General features: G+C 64.9%; 15 protein-coding genes. 2 read left to right on the forward strand and 13 right to left on the reverse strand.

The window, feature by feature from the left end:
• Window positions 1–19 precede the first annotated feature (19 nt).
• A complete protein-coding gene (locus DND132_RS03140) occupies window positions 20–955 on the reverse strand; it encodes a carbohydrate kinase family protein (protein ID WP_014321259.1) in 936 nt (311 codons plus the stop codon).
• A gap of 78 nt (window positions 956–1,033) precedes the next feature.
• Window positions 1,034–1,354 carry a divalent-cation tolerance protein CutA gene (cutA, locus tag DND132_RS03145; RefSeq protein WP_014321260.1) on the reverse strand — a complete coding sequence of 107 codons (321 nt, stop codon included), beginning with the start codon at window positions 1,352–1,354 and terminating at the stop codon, window positions 1,034–1,036.
• A gap of 120 nt (window positions 1,355–1,474) precedes the next feature.
• On the opposite strand from cutA, the gene nth reads away from it, so the two are divergent.
• A complete protein-coding gene (gene nth, locus DND132_RS03150; RefSeq protein WP_014321261.1) occupies window positions 1,475–2,110 on the forward strand; it encodes an endonuclease III in 636 nt (211 codons plus the stop codon).
• Window positions 2,110–3,228 (forward strand): tRNA guanosine(34) transglycosylase Tgt, encoded by a 1,119-nt coding sequence (gene tgt / locus DND132_RS03155; protein WP_014321262.1) that lies wholly within the window; start codon window positions 2,110–2,112, stop codon window positions 3,226–3,228. Before nth ends, tgt begins: the two co-directional genes overlap by 1 nt.
• 6 nt (window positions 3,229–3,234) lie before the next feature.
• Here the strand turns inward: tgt and DND132_RS03160 are convergent, their stop codons facing one another.
• The 11 genes from DND132_RS03160 to DND132_RS03210 all read right to left on the reverse strand — a co-directional run bounded on the left by DND132_RS03160 (window position 3,235) and on the right by DND132_RS03210 (window position 17,213).
• On the reverse strand, window positions 3,235–4,620 hold the full coding sequence (locus DND132_RS03160) for a YhjD/YihY/BrkB family envelope integrity protein (protein WP_014321263.1): 1,386 nt from the start codon (window positions 4,618–4,620) through the stop codon (window positions 3,235–3,237).
• A gap of 86 nt (window positions 4,621–4,706) precedes the next feature.
• A complete protein-coding gene (locus DND132_RS03165; RefSeq protein WP_014321264.1) occupies window positions 4,707–7,859 on the reverse strand; it encodes an AsmA family protein in 3,153 nt (1,050 codons plus the stop codon).
• The gene (locus DND132_RS03170) at window positions 7,852–8,751 is read right to left on the reverse strand and encodes a damage-control phosphatase ARMT1 family protein (RefSeq protein ID WP_014321265.1); all 900 of its coding nucleotides are present in this window, start codon (window positions 8,749–8,751) and stop codon (window positions 7,852–7,854) included. The genes DND132_RS03165 and DND132_RS03170 overlap by 8 nt, the downstream gene beginning before the upstream one ends.
• Before the next feature lie 130 nt (window positions 8,752–8,881).
• Entirely contained in the window at window positions 8,882–9,721 is an 840-nt protein-coding gene (locus tag DND132_RS03175) for an LpxI family protein (protein WP_014321266.1), read from the reverse strand.
• Window positions 9,722–9,737: 16 nt separating this feature from the next.
• Window positions 9,738–10,547, reverse strand: a complete 810-nt coding sequence (lpxA, locus tag DND132_RS03180) for an acyl-ACP--UDP-N-acetylglucosamine O-acyltransferase (RefSeq protein ID WP_014321267.1) — start codon at window positions 10,545–10,547, stop codon at window positions 9,738–9,740.
• Complete coding sequence (fabZ, locus tag DND132_RS03185; RefSeq protein WP_014321268.1) at window positions 10,547–11,005, reverse strand: 3-hydroxyacyl-ACP dehydratase FabZ; 459 nt, start codon at window positions 11,003–11,005, stop codon at window positions 10,547–10,549. Before fabZ ends, lpxA begins: the two co-directional genes overlap by 1 nt.
• On the reverse strand, window positions 10,998–12,038 hold the full coding sequence (gene lpxD / locus DND132_RS03190; protein WP_014321269.1) for a UDP-3-O-(3-hydroxymyristoyl)glucosamine N-acyltransferase: 1,041 nt from the start codon (window positions 12,036–12,038) through the stop codon (window positions 10,998–11,000). The genes fabZ and lpxD overlap by 8 nt, the downstream gene beginning before the upstream one ends.
• A 4-nt stretch (window positions 12,039–12,042) precedes the next feature.
• Window positions 12,043–12,558: an OmpH/Skp family outer membrane protein gene (locus DND132_RS03195; RefSeq protein WP_014321270.1), complete on the reverse strand. Its 516-nt coding sequence runs from the start codon at window positions 12,556–12,558 to the stop codon at window positions 12,043–12,045.
• 36 nt (window positions 12,559–12,594) lie between these two features.
• The gene (gene bamA, locus DND132_RS03200) at window positions 12,595–15,318 is read right to left on the reverse strand and encodes an outer membrane protein assembly factor BamA (RefSeq protein ID WP_014321271.1); all 2,724 of its coding nucleotides are present in this window, start codon (window positions 15,316–15,318) and stop codon (window positions 12,595–12,597) included.
• The gene (locus DND132_RS03205; RefSeq protein WP_014321272.1) at window positions 15,308–15,991 is read right to left on the reverse strand and encodes an ABC transporter ATP-binding protein; all 684 of its coding nucleotides are present in this window, start codon (window positions 15,989–15,991) and stop codon (window positions 15,308–15,310) included. The genes bamA and DND132_RS03205 overlap by 11 nt, the downstream gene beginning before the upstream one ends.
• Window positions 15,984–17,213 (reverse strand): lipoprotein-releasing ABC transporter permease subunit, encoded by a 1,230-nt coding sequence (locus DND132_RS03210; protein WP_014321273.1) that lies wholly within the window; start codon window positions 17,211–17,213, stop codon window positions 15,984–15,986. The genes DND132_RS03205 and DND132_RS03210 overlap by 8 nt, the downstream gene beginning before the upstream one ends.
• Window position 17,214 lies beyond the last annotated feature (1 nt).

Genomic DNA, 17,214 nt, shown 5'->3' on the forward strand with positions numbered 1-17,214 from the left:
CCGGCCTCTCGGCCGACGGCTACGTCAGCGGCCCGAAGACCGACTCGTAGCGCGCGGTAAACTCCTCCAGGGTGAAGGAGTGTTCCTGGGTGCCCTTGAACTCCACCGCATAGGTGGCGCAGGTGGCTCCCAGTTTGCAGGCCTCGGCCACGGTCTTGCCCATGGCCAGCCCCTTGAGCAGTCCGGCGCGGAAGGCGTCTCCGGCCCCGGTGGGGTCGAGCACTTCCCTGGCCGGGACCACGCCTATGGCCGTCTCGTCATCGACGGTGGTGACCACGGACCCCTTTTCACCCAGGGTGGTGATCAGGTAGGCCACCTTGCCGACGATGTCCGCTTTGGACAGCCCTGTGGATTTCTTGATCATCTCCAGCTCATAATCGTTGACGATGAGGATTTCCGCGCCGTCGATGGCCTCGTTGAGCTGGTCGCCCGACAGGGCCGGAATCTGCTGGCCCGGATCGAAGATGTAGGGGATGCCGTGCTCGCGGTAGTATTTCGGATGATCGACCATGTCGTGGATGTTGCCGGGGGCGATGAGGCCGATGGCCTCGGCAGGGTCGATGCGGCTCATATCGTACTGGCAGGGATACTTCATGGCCCCGGGGTTGAAGCCGTTGATCTGGTTGTCGGACATGTCCGTGGTGATGTAGCACCCGGCGGTGAACTCCTGCTCGATGGTCCGGATGCCGTCCACGGCGATGCCGTGCTGCTGCAACCGTTCGTCGTAGGGGCCGAAGTCCTTGCCCACCTGGCTCAGGATGGTCGATTTCTCGCCCAGCAGGGAGAGGTTGTAGGCGATGTTGCCGGCCGTGCCCCCGAACCGCTCCACCAGCCCGTTCACCAGGAAGGAGACGTTCAGGATATGGATCTTGTCCGGCAGGATGTGGTTCGAGAACTTGTCGGGGAAGGTCATGATGCGGTCGAAGGCCAGGGACCCGGAAATATAGATCTGCATGCGCACTCCTCAAATGGCTGATTTGGTCAACGGGAACCTACGTGCATGGTCCCGATGCTGTCAACGATCCCCTTTGCGTCACGGTTCCCCGGTCTCGTCCTCGATCCAGCGGAGGAAGTCCGGGTTGCCGCCGGTGACGGGCAGCGCGACCACGCAGGGAACCTCGTAGCCGTGGGCCGCCTTGACGGCGTCGGTCAGCGCCTCCACCAGGTCGGTGCGGGTCTTGGCGATGAGGACCGTCTCCTCGGCCCGCTCCATGCGGCCCCGCCACCAGTAGACGGAGCGCATGCCGGGCAGAATGTTGGCGCAGGCGGCCAGCCGTTTCTCCACGAGCATGGTCCCGATGGCCTCGGCCTCGCCGGGGCTCGCGCAGGTCATGTAGACGAACGATGCGGACATGGGTTCCTCCATTGGGGACGATGATACATTGTTCTGCGGCGGACGCAACCGGGGAGCCGCGCCTTTGGCCCTTGAGCCGAGCGCCCGCAGGTGCTAACAAGCCTCCGACACGGAGGTCTCATGAACAGGAAAGAACGCGCAGCCGAAATTTTCGCCCGCCTGTCCCGGCGGTACCCCGCCCCCAAACCGGCCCTAGCCTACACCAACGCCTGGGAACTGCTGGTGGCCACGGCCCTGTCCGCCCAGTGCACGGACGAACGGGTGAACATGGTCACCCCGGTCTTCTTCGAACGCTGGCCGTCCATCGAGGACGCGGCCGAGGCCGACGTGGCCGAGATCGAGGAGGTGGTCCGCTCCACGGGCTTTTTCCGCAACAAGGCCAAGAACATCAAGGCCGCGGCCACCCGGATCATGGAGGTCTACAACGGCGAGGTGCCCCGGACCATGGCCGAGCTGATCACCCTTGGCGGCGTGGCCCGCAAGACCGCGTCCATCGTCCTGGCCAACGCCTTCGGCGTGAACGAGGGCATCGCCGTGGACACCCACGTGAAGCGGCTGGCCTTCCGCATGGGGCTGACCACCAAGACCGAGCCCGTGCAGATCGAAAAGGACCTCATGCCCCTCTTCCCTCGCGAGACCTGGGGCGACGTCAACCACCTGCTGGTCTTCTTCGGCCGGGAGGTCTGCCCGGCGCGCAAGCCCCACTGCGACGTCTGCGAACTGAACGACATCTGTCCGAAAAAGGGGGTCGCGTAATGGCCCGGCCCGGCGACTTCACCGTCCACGCCAAGGACAATCTGGCCCGGCGCGGGACCCTGACCACGGCCCACGGCGACATCCAGACGCCCATCTTCATGCCCGTGGGCACCCAGGGCACGGTCAAAAGCCTGACGCCCCGCGACCTGGAGGAGATGGAGGCCCAGATCATCCTGGGCAACACCTACCACCTGTACCTGCGGCCCGGCGACGAGCTGGTGGCCCGGCGCGGCGGCCTGCACAAGTTCGCCAACTGGAAGCGCCCCATCCTAACCGACTCCGGAGGATTCCAGGTCTTCAGCCTGGAGGGCATCCGCAAGCTCTCCGAGGAGGGCGTGGAGTTCCGCTCCTACATCGACGGGTCCAAGCATTTCTTCTCCCCGGAAAAGGCCATCGACATCCAGCGCAACCTCGGCTCGGACATCATGATGGTGCTCGACGAGTGCGTGGGCTACGGCAACGACCGTGCCTACACCGAGAAGTCCCTGGAGATGACCACCCGCTGGGCCAAACGGTGCCGCGACCACTACCCCAAGGGATCGGGCTACCAGCTCATGTTCGGCATCGTCCAGGGCGGGTTTTACAAGGATCTGCGCGACCGCAGCCTGGAACAGCTGCGCGGGATCGACTTCGAGGGGTTCGCCATCGGCGGGCTGTCCGTGGGCGAGTCCACGGAGGAAATGTACGACCTGCTGCACCACATCACCCCGAAGATGCCGGCCGACAAGCCGCGCTACCTTATGGGCGTGGGCACCCCGCTGGACATCCTCGAGGGCGTGTCCGTGGGCGTGGACATGTTCGACTGCGTCCTTCCCTCGCGCAACGCCCGCAACGGGACCCTGTTCACCTCGCTCGGCAAGGTCAACATCAAGCGGGCCGAGTACGCCGAGGACGACTCACCCCTGGACCCCAACTGTGGCTGCTATACCTGCCGCAACTTCTCGAAGGCGTACCTGCGCCACCTGTACATGGCCAAGGAGCTGCTCTCCTACCGGCTGAACACCTACCACAACTTGTACTTCTACCTGAATCTGATGAAGCAGATCCGCCAGGCCATCGAGGAAGGGACCTTCCGCGAACTCAAGGCCAAATACGAAGCGGCCTACGGCCGGGAATAGGCGGGATCAGCCCTGCGGGGAGCGGTCCGGCTCGTCGCCGGGCGCGATGCTGAAGACGGCTCCGGGGTATTCCTCGGCGCATTGCAGCAGGGTCAGGTTGGCCTCGCTGTTGGCCGTGGCCTTGCCGAGCTGGCCCAGGACGCGTTCCAGGAAGCCGTACTTCTCGTCGAATTCGGCGAAGACCCTCCGCTCGCCCTCCATGTTGATGGCCCGGATGACGTCGAGCACGCGCACGTCCGTCAGTTCGCGGGCCGGGGCGAAGACCTCATGCCCCGGCACCTCGGCCGGGACCGTGTAGCCCGCTTGCTGGAGCACCCGGAACAGGTCCGAGACCAGGGAGGCGGGGGCCATGAGACCGTCGGAGATCTCCTCCACGGACGGCAGGGGCGCGCCCTCGTGGAACCGCTTGGCCAGGACGACCATCATCAATACCGCGATCTTCTGCCGCTCGTAGGGCGTGGCCGTGCCGAAATAGCGCTGCTTGACGAAGGAATTGATGTTCTGCCAGGCGTGGCTGACCTGGGCGCCGAGCAGGACGATGACCCAGCTCAGGTAGATCCAGACCAGGAGCAGGGGCAACTGGGCGAAGCTGCCGTAGATGGCGTTGTACTTGACCGCGCCGATCTGCCAGTTGATGTACAGCCACTGGGCCATCTGCCACAGGACCCCGCCGACCACCCCGCCGATGATCGCGGCCCGGAGGCGCACCCGGGTGTTGGGGATGAAGGCGTACATCATGGAAAAGGCCATGATGATCAGGAGATACGGCACGGTCTTGAGGAACGCGGTCTCCAGGTAGCCGATGGCCTTGAGGCTCATGACCCGGGAGATCATCTCCTGGTTCTGCAGGCTGAAGTTGAAGCTCGAGGCCACGAACAGAAAGATGGGGCCGAAGAGGATGATCGGGAAGAAATCCGTGATCCGCCGCCAGGCCGAGCGCCCCTTGTCCACGCTCCAGATGACGTTGAAGGCCTTCTCGATGGTCCCCACCAGGGAGAGGACCGTGAAGAGGAGCGTGACCACGCCGACCCAGCCCAGGGCCTGGACGTTGGTCCGGTCGATGTACTCGATGATCTTGTCCGCCACCTCGGGCTGGCCCGTGGTCAGGTGCAGGATCAGGTCGCGCATCTTGCCGGTGTTCTGGAAGCCGAACCCCTTGGAGATGGAGAAGGCCACGGCCAGGAACGGAACGATGGACAGGATGGTGGTGAAGGTCAGGGCCGCCGCGCGGATGATGGTCTGGTCCTTGATGAAGCTGAAGCCGATCAGGTAGACCAGACGGCAGGCCCCCCGCCAGATGCGCACCACGAAGGGCGTGCCGGGGACGTTGCGCTCCCATATGTCCTCGAGGAACTGCCGCCTCAGCTGCATGGCCTTTTTGACCAGACTCATACCCGCTCCACCTGTCCGCTAAAGGTTCCGCCCTGTTGCCGCATACACCGTTTGCGCCCGCGCAGGCAAGTCCGCCCGGTCTTCCATCAGAACAGGTCCCGCAGAAATTCGAAGGACTTCTTGGGCAGGCTCAGGATGTTCAGGACCGTGTCGTTGACGATGCGCCCGGTGGGCACCTCCACCTTGGGGTCGGTTAGCTTGCCCGTCAGGTGCAGGGTCACGCTCGGCACGGCCACGAAGTCGTTGCGGATGGACAGGTCGATGGTGTTGGCGGGCAGGCTGAAATTCCCCTCGCCGTAGGCCTGAAGCACGGGCGGGGCCTCGAGCCGGAAGTTGTCGATCCTGAACACGCCCTTCTCCACCGTGGCGTCGGAGGACGACCTGCGGAAGACCGTGCGTCCGTTGGTCCGGCGTTGCTGCTCCGCGCCGATCTGCGCGCCCCGACCCTCATCCACCGGCCTGACGGGCAGGTCCCAGCCGGTGAACTTGAACGAGCCGTTGGTGATCCGCACCGAGGCAGTGCCGTCCAGGTTGGCCAGGATGTCGTCGTCGGTCCGGCCCACGCTGTGCAGGTCCGCCTTGATGTCCGTCTCGCCGCGCAGGTATTCGCGCTCGGCCATCTCCAGCATGAACGGACCGGCCTGCATCTTGTCCACGTCCAGGGTGAGGTGCAGGTCCAGGGCGTCGAGCCCCGCCTGCCCCTCCAGGCCTGCCTTGAGGGTCCCGCCGTGGAGTTTCCCCTGCATCCGGGACAAGTGGATGATGCCCTCGTTGGCCCGGACAAAGCCCTCCAGGGACTCGCAACGGACCCTGGCCAGGGTGAACTCCTGGAACAGAACCTTGCCGTTGAGCTTGAGGGCGCGGAGAAATTCGAGGGGCATTTTCGCGGGAGTGGATTCCGGCACCCTGCCCGCGCGCACGTCGCTCAGGCTCGGGGCCGGGGCGGGTGTCAGGTAGCGGTCCAGATTGAGGGGACCGGAGGCCAGGGAAAAGGCCAGCAGGGGGTTGGGGTAGCCCGTGCCGACCACGTGGCCCTTGACCGTGGTGCCGTCCAGCTCGCCGCTCAGGTCGCTCAGGGTGAAGCCGTTCCCGTCGGCCTCGTACCGCGCGGCCAGTGCGGCCTTGCGCAGGGCGTCGCCGTCACGGGTACGCAGGTTCTCGCCGGTCAGGAGGTAGATGATCCGCTTGGGGTCGGCCTGAGCCACGTCGAAGGCGCCCTCCACCCGCCGCTTTCCGGCGGAACCGGCCAGTCGGGCGTCACCCTTGAGGGTGGTCTCCAGGACCTGGAACACGCCGTCCGTGAGGGACGCGGCTCCCTTGGCGGTGTCGAAGGCCACGGTGCCGCCGAAGGTCAGCCGCCGGGCATCCTTGGGCAGCCGGGGCGAGGTCAGGTAGCCGCTGACGGCCATGCCCCGGCTTTGGGCGCGAAGCTCGTCGATGCCCGCGGACAGGACCCCATCCGCCGTTCCGTTCAGCGATTCCAGGTCGCCGCCCGTGCGCAGCTTGATGCCGGCCGAGACCGTGCTGTTCCAGACGCCCTTGGCGCCATTGCCGTCGGGCCGGACCTTCACTTCCAGGTCCGCCCTGGTGTAGTCCAGGGAAAGGGGTTCGGCCTTGTCCCGCTTGAGAACCGCCTTGCCCCCGCCCAGGGAGAGCCGGGCCAACCCGTCGAGATGCTGCAGGATATAGATGGACCGGGCATCGGGGGGACAGGCCATCTTCGGGACCGAGACCTCCAGGTGGAGGGTGCCCGAACCGCCCACGTCCAGCGGATCCCGGTGCAGGAACGCGAAGCCCCGCCGCTGGGACTCGGCATCGACCACGGCGCTCAACGCCAGGGTCGGATCGCCCGCCTTGTCCGTGCCGATGGCCACGTCCATGGTCCCGCCCAGGGAGGCCATGCCCTCGCGGATGGCCCCGGCGTCGAAGGCGATGCCCTTGTCCGTGGCGGCCACCTTCAGGCGGATATCCGAGATCAGGGTGTCGAGAACCTTGAAGCCGTCCGCCCGGGCCGTGCCGCCGCCCCGCAAGGCCCGGAAGAACGGCAGGCCGAAATCGTCCCAGATGAACGGGGTGCCGGTGCGGAACAGGGGCAGGTAACGGTCCAGGTCGAGGGTGTTGCCGCGCAGGTCGAAGTCGAGGACCGGCCGGGTCCACCCCGTGAAGGCGCAGCGGCCACGCACGGTGATGTCGTCCAGGGTCAGGATCAGATTGTCGAAGCGTGCCCCCTCCTCGGTGACGTGCACGAAGGAGGCCACCGCGCTGCTGCGCAGGCCGTCCACGTCCTTGACCGGCATGTCCGGGGCGTACAGGGCGATGAGGTCGCGCGGCACGAACGGATGCACGGTGATGTGGCCCCGGAAGTCCAGCCCCTTGTCCAGGTCGCCGCTGGTCACGTCGCCCTCGGCGCGCAGGCCGAACAGGCTGGCCCGGATGTCCTCGAAGGTGACGATGCGCTTGTCCCAGTCCAGGTCCACGGCGGCGATGAACTCGCCCGGCGCGGCCTTTTTGGGCAGAAAGTCGCCGTAGACCTTGGCCTGGACCGTGGTCCGGGAAAAGACCGGCGGAGTGCCGTCGTCCATGACCCGGATCATGCCCTTGAGGACCAGGTCCGCCTTGATGCCCTGGTCGGCCCAGGAAAAGCCGCTGCTCAGGGAGAACGGCACGTCCTCGCCCAGGGTGACGTTCCCGGTGTGGATGTCTATGCCGGAAAGTTTGTACTCGGTGGCGGCCATCTCGTCGCGGAAGAGGAGTTCGGCGTCGGTGATCTCCACGCTGTTCACGGCGAAGGTCCAGCCGTCCATGGTCGCGCCCTCGCCCCCCTGACCGCCGCGCTCCACCAGGGACTGCCAGTTGAAAACGCCCTGCCCGTTGCGGACCACGACGCCCTTCAACCCCTTCAGCTCCAGGAATTCCACCTCCACGTGATGGGACAGGAGCGGCAGGATGCGCACGCTGATTTCAATGTCGTTGAAATGGGCCGCCGGGCCGTCGCCGAAGCCCGGCGCCTCGCCGATGCCGAGGTCCTCCACGGTCAGGGCAAGCCTCGGCCAGATGGCGATGTCCAGGTCGCCCTTGAGGGTCACGGAGCGGCCCAGGACCGTCTCCATGGTCTCGGTGAAGCGGGCGCGGAACTCGCCGGTGTCGATGTAGTAGGAGGCCCAGAGCAACAGCCCGGTGCAGACCAGGACAAGGGCCACCAGGCACTCGACCAGGATGCGCGGCAGCCGCCTAAGCATGATCCTTCCCGTCGCCGTTGCCGTCCCTGGGCTCGCGGCTCAGGCACAGGGCGCTCGCCCCGAACGTGAGGCCGGTCTTGCGGGCGATGCGCGGGCACTTGACCTTGAAGGCGCAGAACGCGCCGGGCCAGACCCCGTCCAGGGCCTCGAAGTTGCCCTGCCCCTTGCTCAGGATGACGTCGCTTGCGCGCATGCGCTCGATGAAGGCCGGGGTGCAGCGGTCCAGGACCGTGCCGGGGGTGTCCGCGCCGGACTCCACCACGGTGCACAGCTCGGTCATGCCCACGGCCACGGCGTCGGGCATGGTGGCGTCGTTGAGTACGGGCCGAGAGCGGACCGCGTAGGTCACCTCGCAGCCGATGCGCGTCAGTTCCCGGACCAGCAGGGTGTCCAGGACGATCTCGCCGGTGTTGTCGCCCAGGATGAGCACGGACGCGCCGGGCACGGCCTGTTGCCGGAAGCTGTCCAGCAGCTCGGGGGAAACCGAGTCCTTGACCTGGAACAGCTCCTTTTCCAGGTCGAAGTCCAGCTCCACGCCCCGGTCGATGTAGTTGCCGATGATGGCCAACTCCAGGGCCAGGCGCAGGGGATCGCCCGGACCGCGCTCGGCCTCCACGCGGGCCGCGAGGTCGGGAAGCAGTCCGAGGACGAAGGCGTTGGCCGCCGCCTTGTCCGCCGCGTACAGGTCGCCGCAGCCGGAGATTTCCCGAACCAGGTCCGAAAGATGCCGGGTCAGGGACGGCGGCGGCTCGTCCATATCCAGACGGGGCAGGAGGGCCTCCCACCGGGCGACGATCTCTTCACGCAGCGCGGGGTCGTCCGGGCAGGCGATCTTCGCCTCCCTGATGGCCATCCGCTTGAAGCAGGGCAGACATTCGAGTGCAGTATCCATGAGGCAATCCGTTCGAAAAAAGGAAACGACGGGACACGGCGTCGCGGCCGACCGCAACGACATGACCTCACAGTGTGATCGCACAACGCCCCGCCATTGGCAAGACGGTGATGGAATCGTTAAGAAAACGTCAGGAAGATTCGGGGAAGGAATCCGCGGTCAGCCCGACCACGGCGATGCCCGCCCGGTCGGCGAACTCGATGGCCGCCTCGCGGTCGAAGAACAGGCTCTTGCCCGCCTCCACGCCGAGACAGGTGGCCTTGCCCTCGGCCATGAGCTTCAGGGTGTCCAGACCGAGACTCGGCAGGTCCACCTCCTGCTGCTGGCCGGGCTTGAAGACCTTGACCACCACGCACTCCGGGCCGCCGTACCTGAAGCCGCGCCGCAGGGTCTCGTCCGTGCCCTCCAGGGCCTCCACGGCGGCCACGATGCCCTCTCGGACCACCACGCACTGGCCCACGTCCATGCGCCCGAGCTCCTTGGCGATGTCCCAGGCGAACCTGAGGTCGCCCCACTCGCGCGCATCGGGTTCTCGCCGGGTCATGACACCCTCGGGCGAAAGCAGGTCCGGCAGGTACTCGTGGGCCGGAACAACGGGCATGCCCTCCTTCTCGAACTCCCGGCCGATGATGCCGAGCAGCGCGGAGTCGCCCTTGTCCTTGCGGCCGAGGATGAGCTTGATGGCCCGCATGTCCAGGTGGCGGATGTCCATGACCTTGGGCTTCTCGATGGTCCCGGCCATGATGACCTTGTCCACCTTCTCCTCCTTGAGGAAGGAGATGAGCTGGTTGAGCTTGCCGAGCTTGAGTTCCCGGAAGACGTCGGCCAGCGGGACCACGTCCATGTTGGTGTGTCCGGTGAAACCGGCCACCACGAGCCGGTGGCCCCTGGCCTTGACGCCACGGGCCACCAACACGGGGAACTGCTTGCCTCCGGCAATGAGGCCGATGGTGCTGACGGGTTCGGTCATGCCGCTCCGGGAGGGCCTAGTGGCCGTTGGCGCAGCGCTGCTTGTGGTCGGGAACCACGCCGTTCTTGCTCTCGCGGATGAACGAGACGAGACGGGCCACCTGGGGAATGCCCGGCAGCTCCTCTTCCACCTGGGCCAGGCTCTGTTCCTTGGTCAGGCCGGAGCGGAAGATGATCTTGTAGGCCTTCTTGAGCGCCTTGCAGGCGGCGGAGTCGAAGCCGTTGCGCTTGAGCCCGATGAGGTTGGGTCCGAATAGCATGCCGCGCACGCCGTGGGCCAGCATGAACGGCGGCACGTCGAGCTTGTAGCCGCTGGCGCCGCCCAGGAAGGAGTATTCGCCGATACGGATGAACTGCTGGACCGCGGACATGCCGGAGATGGTCACGTTGCGGCCCACCTCGACGTGGCCCGCCAGCTGCACGGCGTTGGCCAGGATGACGTGGTCGCCGATCTTGCAGTCGTGGGCGATGTGCGAATAGGCCATGAACATGCAGCCCGAGCCGATGACGGTCTCCTGCACGCCCTGGACCGTGCCGCGGTGGATGGTCACGCACTCGCGGATGATGTTGTTGTCGCCGATGCGGGTGAAGGTCCGCTCGCCCTTGAAGGCGGCGTGCTGCGGCTCGCCGCCGATGACGGCGTTCGGGTGTATGTGGTTGTTCTTGCCGATTTCGGTGTTGGCCTGGATGACGCAATGGGTCTCCAGGAAGGTGCCGTCGCCGATCTTGGTGTCGGCCCCCACAACGACGTAGGGGTCGATGCGGACATCGGCTCCCAGCTCCGCCGTGGGATGAATAATGGCGCTGGGATGGATCTGACTGGACATTACATGTCCCCCCTGTTGGCGATGGCGGCGGAGAATTCGCCCTGGCAGGTCACCTGACCGTCCACTTCGGCGACGCCGCGCATCTTCCATATGTTCAACTTTTGTTTGAGGAATTGGACGTTCAGGACGAGCTGGTCGCCCGGAACCACGGGCCTGCGGAACTTGACCTTGTCCAGGCCGGTGAACAGAAAAATCCTGTCCCCGAGCGGTTCGTCGAAGGAATTCATGACGAACAGCGCGCCGGTCTGGGCCAGGGCCTCGAGCTGGAGCACGCCGGGCATGACCGGCAGCCCCGGGAAATGTCCCTGGAAAAAGTTCTCGTTGATGGTCACGTTCTTCACGGCCTTGAGACGGACCCCCGCCTCGAACTCCAGCACGCGGTCCACCAGCAGGAAGGGGTACCGGTGCGGGAGCATCTCCATGATCTTGCGTATGTCGAGCGGACAGCCGTTATTCATCGCTCCCTCCGCTGGCCATCTTCAGGTCGGCCAGTTCTTTTTCCAGTTTCTTCACGCGCTTGAACAGCTCGGGCAGTTTGGGCGTGCACACGCCCACGGCCTTGAAGTAGGCCTTGGCCGGGATGGCCGGGCTGCCCGCGAGCCTGCTGCCGGGCTCGACGTCGCCGAGGATGCCGCTCTGGGCGGCGACCATGGCCCCGTCGCCGATCCTGACGTTGTCCGGCACGCCGGTCTGGCCCGCAAGGACCACGCCGTTGCCGATGACCGAGGAACCGCCGATGCCGGTCTGACCGATGATCAGGCAGTGCTCGCCGATCTCCACATTGTGGCCGATCTGGACCAGATTGTCGATCTTGGTCCCCCGGCCGATGCGGGTGGTGTCCAGGGCGGCGCGGTCGATGGCCGAGTTGGAGCCGATCTCCACGTCGTTCTCGACGACCACGGTGCCGATCTGGGGAATCTTCATGTGCCCGAACGGGGTCTGGGCATAGCCGTAGCCGTCGCCGCCGAGCACCGCTCCGGGCTGGAGGATGACGTGGTCGCCCAGGGTCAGGCCGCCCATGACCACGCAGTTGGGGTAGAGGATGCACCCCTCCCCGATGACGCTCCCCTCGCCCACGTAGGCCCCGGCGAAGATGACCGTGTCCGGCCCGACCACGGCCCCCGCGCCCACGAAGGCGAAGGGGTAGACTGTGGCGGAATCGGCCACGTCGGCGTCGGGGTGGACGAAGGCCAGGGTGTGCACGCCGGTCAGGCACCCTTGGGGGCGCGCAAAGACGTTCACCACCCGGGCCAGGTCCATGTACACGTTCTCGCTCACGAGCGCGCACGGGACCCTGTCGGCATAATGGCCGGATGTGAGGACACATCCGGCCTTGGTGGTTTCCAACTGGTGCAGGTACTTGGGATTGACCAGGAACGACAGGTCGCCGGGCCCGGCCTTTTCCAGGGTGTTGACCCCGGCTATCTCCCTATCCGCACCCGTGTAGGCAAGCCCGAGCTTTTCGGCCAGGGCGGACAGCTTGATGGTCATGCGACTACTTTCCGGCCTTTTGGAGTTTGTCGAGTTCCTTGACGAGCTGATCGGTGATGTCCAGGCCGTCGGCGATGAAGGCCAGGCCGGGGGTCTGCTTGTCGAAGACGATGGTGTAGCCGTGCGCGGTGCAGTAGTCCATGAGGATCTTCTCGAGCTTCTTGAGCACGGGCTTGCCCAGCTCGTTCTGCTCGGCCTGGATGGCCTTCTGGTAGACGGAGAAGTCCTCGTTCCAGTCGCGGCCGCGGCGGCGGAGCTCGGTGACCTTGTCCTGGAGGACCTTGCCCTCGAAGGCGTTGCTGTCGATCTGCATCTTCAGCTTTTCGAGGTCCTCGCGCTCCTTCTTGAGCTGGTTGCCGCGGGCGGTGAACTTGGCGTCGAGCTTATCGCGCACATCCTTGCCGTAGGCGGATTTCTGCACGACTTCCTTGGTGCTGAAGACCGCGATCTTGGTCTCGGCATAGGCTGCGGCCTGAAGCAGAAAGACGAAACAAACGGCAAACAGACAGATCTTTTTCATTGTATGACTCCTTGACTGATTAAAAACGATGTCGGGTTAGAATTGCTGACCCATGATCAACTCGATGGTGTGCGTCTTCGAGTCGGCCAGGTCGTCCAGGGCGTAGGCGTAAATCACGCCCACGGGGCCCATCGGGGAATACCAGTTGATACCGGCGCCGACGCTCTTGTACAGGCCCAGCGAAGGCGCGGCCATGGAGCCGCGCTCCACGGAGTCGAACCAGCTCTCCCCTTCCTTCCACGAGTTGCCTGCGTCGAAAAAGCCCAGGGCCACGATGCCCAGTTCCTTGCTGATGGGACGCTTGAGTTCGAGGTTGGTGTAGAAGGCCTTGTCGCCGCCCACCGCCGCGTCGGAATTGGGGCCGTCGGTCGGGGTGATGCCGTAGTTCGAGTAGCCGCGGACCGTGTACTGGCCGCCGAGTTCGAAGCGCTGGGCCGAGGGGATCGTGCCGCCGCCGAAGTTCTTGTGCAGGTAACCCGCCCAGAACTTGGAGTGGAAGACGACCTGCTCGAAGACCGGATGCCACCATTCGAATTCGCCGACGTACTTGACGAAGTCGTCGGTGCCGCCGAGGGGGCCGCCGCCGAAGAGGATGGTCAGCTTGGTCTTGGTGCCCGTGGACGTGTTGCGGAAATCGTCACGGGTGTCGCGCGTGATCGTGCCGCCCAGGATGGAGGCCAGGTGCGAGCCCTCGTCGTTCTTGATCTCCTGGGAGGCGTCGTCGGAAACGTCGGTGATGTCGTAGGCTTCCAGGTTGTAGTCCCAGCGGAGCTTGGTGTACTCGCCGATGGGATAGAAGAAGTTGATGTCGGTGCCGGTGCCGGCCACGGTGTACTGGTTGTAGTCGGTGGACCGCCGGTACACCTGGGCGCCGAAGCCGAGATCGGTGTCGTTGATGTGCGGGTTGGTGAAATGCAGGACGTATTTAGTCGTGGTCCCGCCCACCTGGCCGTTGAAGCCCACGTCGTAGCCGCGGCCGAAGAGGTTCTTCTCGGAAATCTCGCCGCCAAAGAAGATGCCGTCATAGGTGGAGAAGCCCACGCCGCCGCTGATCTTGCCGGTGGCCTTGTCCTTGACCTTGACCACCAGGTCCATCTCCTCGGGGTTGCCCGTGGGCACCGGGGCGATATCGACCTTTTCGAAGAAGTCGAGGTTGGTCAGCCGCTGGCTGGAACGCCGGAGCTTCTCGCCGCTGAACTGATCGCCGTCGGCCAGACGCATCTCGCGCAGGATGACGTTGTCGCGGGTGACCGTATTGCCCTCGATGAGCACCCGGCGGATATGCACCCGCTGGTGCTTGCTGATGGTGTAGACCACGTTGACGATCTTGGTCTCGGGGTCGTCGTCGAGCTTCACGCCCACGTCGGCGTAGGCGTAGCCGTAGTCGTTGTAGTAGTTGGTCAGGGCCGAGACGTCCTTCTGGAGGATGAGCCGGTCGAAATATTCGTCCTCATCCTTGAGCTGGTCGATCTGGGTCACCTGCAGGAGCTTGGACGGGTCGTCGATGAGGTCGCCGGTGAAGGAGGTGTCGCCCATCTTGTAGCGGTCGCCCTCCCATACCTTGTAGATGACGTCGATGCCGTCGTCCTTGATCTCCACCTCGGGCTGGCCGACCTTGGCGGTCAGGAAGCCCTTGGACTGGTAATAGGCCATGATGGCCGAGGCGTCGCGGTCGAGGAGCTCTTCCTTGAGCACGCCGGAGTTGTCGATCCAGGAGAGCCAGCCGCGCTCCTTGAGGGCCAGGACGCCCTTGATGTCCTCGGGATCGAGCTGCTTGGCGCCGTCGATGATGACGTGCTCGATGTACAGCTGCGGCCCCTCGTCGATGACGAAGGTCAGCCGGGCGATGCCGGAGCCCGCGTCCTCGATCTCCTGGGTGACGTTGGCCTTGTAGTAGCCTTCCTTACGGTACATCTCGCGGATGACCCGGATGTCGTCGGACAGGACCTTGGGGTTGACCACGCTGCCCTTCTTGGTGGAGACCGCCTCGAGGATGTCGTCGGCGTCGATCTCCTTGGCTCCGCGCACGCCGATGGCCTGGATGCGCGGTTTCTCCTTGACCACGAAGACGACCTTCTTGCCGTCCTCGGCGTCCTCAAGCTTCACGCGGACATCGTCGAAATAACCGAGATCGTAGACGTTCTTCAGGGCCGTGTTGACGGACTTGGCGGTGATCATGTCACCTTTCTGCATGGTCATGCGCATGAGGACCACGTCCTTGTCCAGGACCTTGGTGCCCTCCACGTCCACTTCGGAGACGATGTCCAGGCGCAACAGGTCCATGCGCATGCGGTCCACCAGGGCGTCCACCGCGGGCAGCAGGTTGATCAGCCCCTTCTTTGTCACGGAAATCTTCTTGCCCGGGTCCTTGGCGTAGGCGTCGACCAGTCGGGCGTCGATGGTCAGGTTCTCCCCGATCTGGTTCAGGGAGCCGTAGACGGAAAATTGGGCCCCGGCCAGCAGGGCGATCTCGCGCGCCTTGTCCGGGTCGAACTGGGTGTAGCCCTTGTCGCCGACCATGCGGCTCACTTCCTCGGGCGCGATGACCTTGAATCCGGCTTCCTTCAACCGGTCGCTCAGCAACTCAGGCAGGCTGTCCTTGAGATAGCTCAGGTCGTCGCCCGCGTTGACCTCGAAGGGCAGTACCGCGACGGACACGTCCTGGTTGAGCTTTTCGGCGGCATGGCCCGTTCCGGCGGCCAGCAGGACAATGGTTGCGATCACCCCCATCGCCAGACCGCGGGCGAGATTACTGAGCATAGAGTTCTCCTGAACGCAGTTCGAAGCGCCGATGCATCATCGCTGCGAGTTCCGGATTATGTGTCACGACGATAAAGGTCATACCCAATTCATTGTTGAGAGAGGCCAGCAGGTTGCCGATCCTGGCGCCGTTTTCCTCGTCGAGGTTGCCGGTGGGCTCGTCGGCCAGCAGCACCTTGGGACGGAGAAGAATGGCCCGGGCGATGGCCGCCCGCTGCCGCTCACCGCCAGACAGGGTGGTTACCTTGTGTTCGAGCCTGTGCGCAAGTCCAACCATGTCCAGGGCCTCCCGTGCCAGACGCAGCCCTTCGCCGCGCCCCTTCCCGGCAATAAAGGCGGGCATCGCCACGTTCTCCAGGGTGGAGAACTCGGGCAACAGATGGTGGAACTGGAACACGAAGCCGATCTCCCGGTTTCTGAGTGTCGCCCGCTCCCTGTCCCCCAGGGTGCCCAGATCGACGCCGTTCAGGAAGATCTTGCCGGCGGTCACAGTGTCCAGGGTGCCGAGCATATGCAGCAGCGTGGTCTTGCCGGACCCGGAGGCGCCCAGGATGGCCAGGGACTCGCCCCGGCGGATTTCCAGATCGACTCCGCGCAGCACGCGGACCACTTCCGAGGGTCCGTCGAACTCCTTGCTGACGTCAATCAGTTGGTATATCGCCTCCCTACTCATAACGCAAGGCCTCCGACGGGCTCAGGCCCGCCGCCCGGCGCGCCGGGTAGATGGTGGCCACGAAGCAGAGCAGGAAGGCGGCCGCCCCGATGGTGAACAGGTCCAGCGCCTCCAGGCGCACGGGCAGGTAGTCCACGGGGTAGACGTTGCTCGGCAGCTTGATGAACTGGTACTCCTTGAGGAGCAGGCTCAGCGGCACGCCGATGAGAAAGCCGATGAAGGTCCCGGCCAGGCCGATGAAGGTCCCCTGGAACATGAAGATGTTGCGGATGGAGCGTTTGTCGGCCCCGAGGGACATGAGCACGGCGATGTCCTTGGTCTTCTGGATGACCAGCATGACCAGGGTGGTGACGATGGAGAAGGAGCCCACCAGAACGATCATGGCCAGGATGATGAACATGGCCGTCTTCTCGAGCTCCAGGGCGGCGAAGAGGTTGGCGTTCATCTCCTGCCAGTTGCGCACGTAGACCGTGAACGACGCGACCTTGTCGCGCAGGTCGTTCGAAATCTTCTTCACGTTGTAGACGTCGTCCACGCTGATCTCGAGGCCCGAGACCAGATCGCCCTTGAAGCCGAGCAGCTGGCGGGCGGCCGGGATGCTGACGTAGCCCATGGAGGAGTCGTACTCGAACATGCCGGTGCGGAAGATGCCGGCCACGGCGAAGCGGCTGACCTTGGGCGTGAACCCGGCCGCGCTGGTCCGGCCGGACGGCGAAAGCAGGTTGACCAGGGACCCCTCGGTCAGACCGAGGCGCTTGGCCAGCTCCGAGCCGATGATGATCCCGGGGAAGTCGCCGTTGTCGTTCAGGCGGCTGACGCTGCCGCTGATCATGTCCTTGGACAGGGACAGGACCGAGGACGAGGTGGACGGGTCGATACCGCGCAGGACCACGCCCTTGACCCCGGTACGGGTGGAAAGCATGACCTCGGAATAGACGAAGGGCGTCACTCCCGTGACGCCCGGAACCTTCTTCGCCTCGTCGGCCAGTTCCTCGTAGTCGCTGATGCCGCCCCGCAGGGAGGTGATCAGGATATGTGCGTTGACCCCGAGGATCTTGTCCCGCAGGTCGGTGGAGAAACCGTTCATCACGCCGATGACCACGATGAGCGCGCCCACGCCGATGGCCACCCCGCAGACCGCGAACAGCGATATAACGGAAATGAACGACTGCTTGCGCAGGGCGAACAGGTATCTCAGTGCGACGAAGGTCTCAAACCGCATA

This window comes from Pseudodesulfovibrio mercurii, assembly GCF_000189295.2.
GTDB classification, from domain to species: Bacteria; Desulfobacterota; Desulfovibrionia; order Desulfovibrionales; family Desulfovibrionaceae; genus Pseudodesulfovibrio; species Pseudodesulfovibrio mercurii.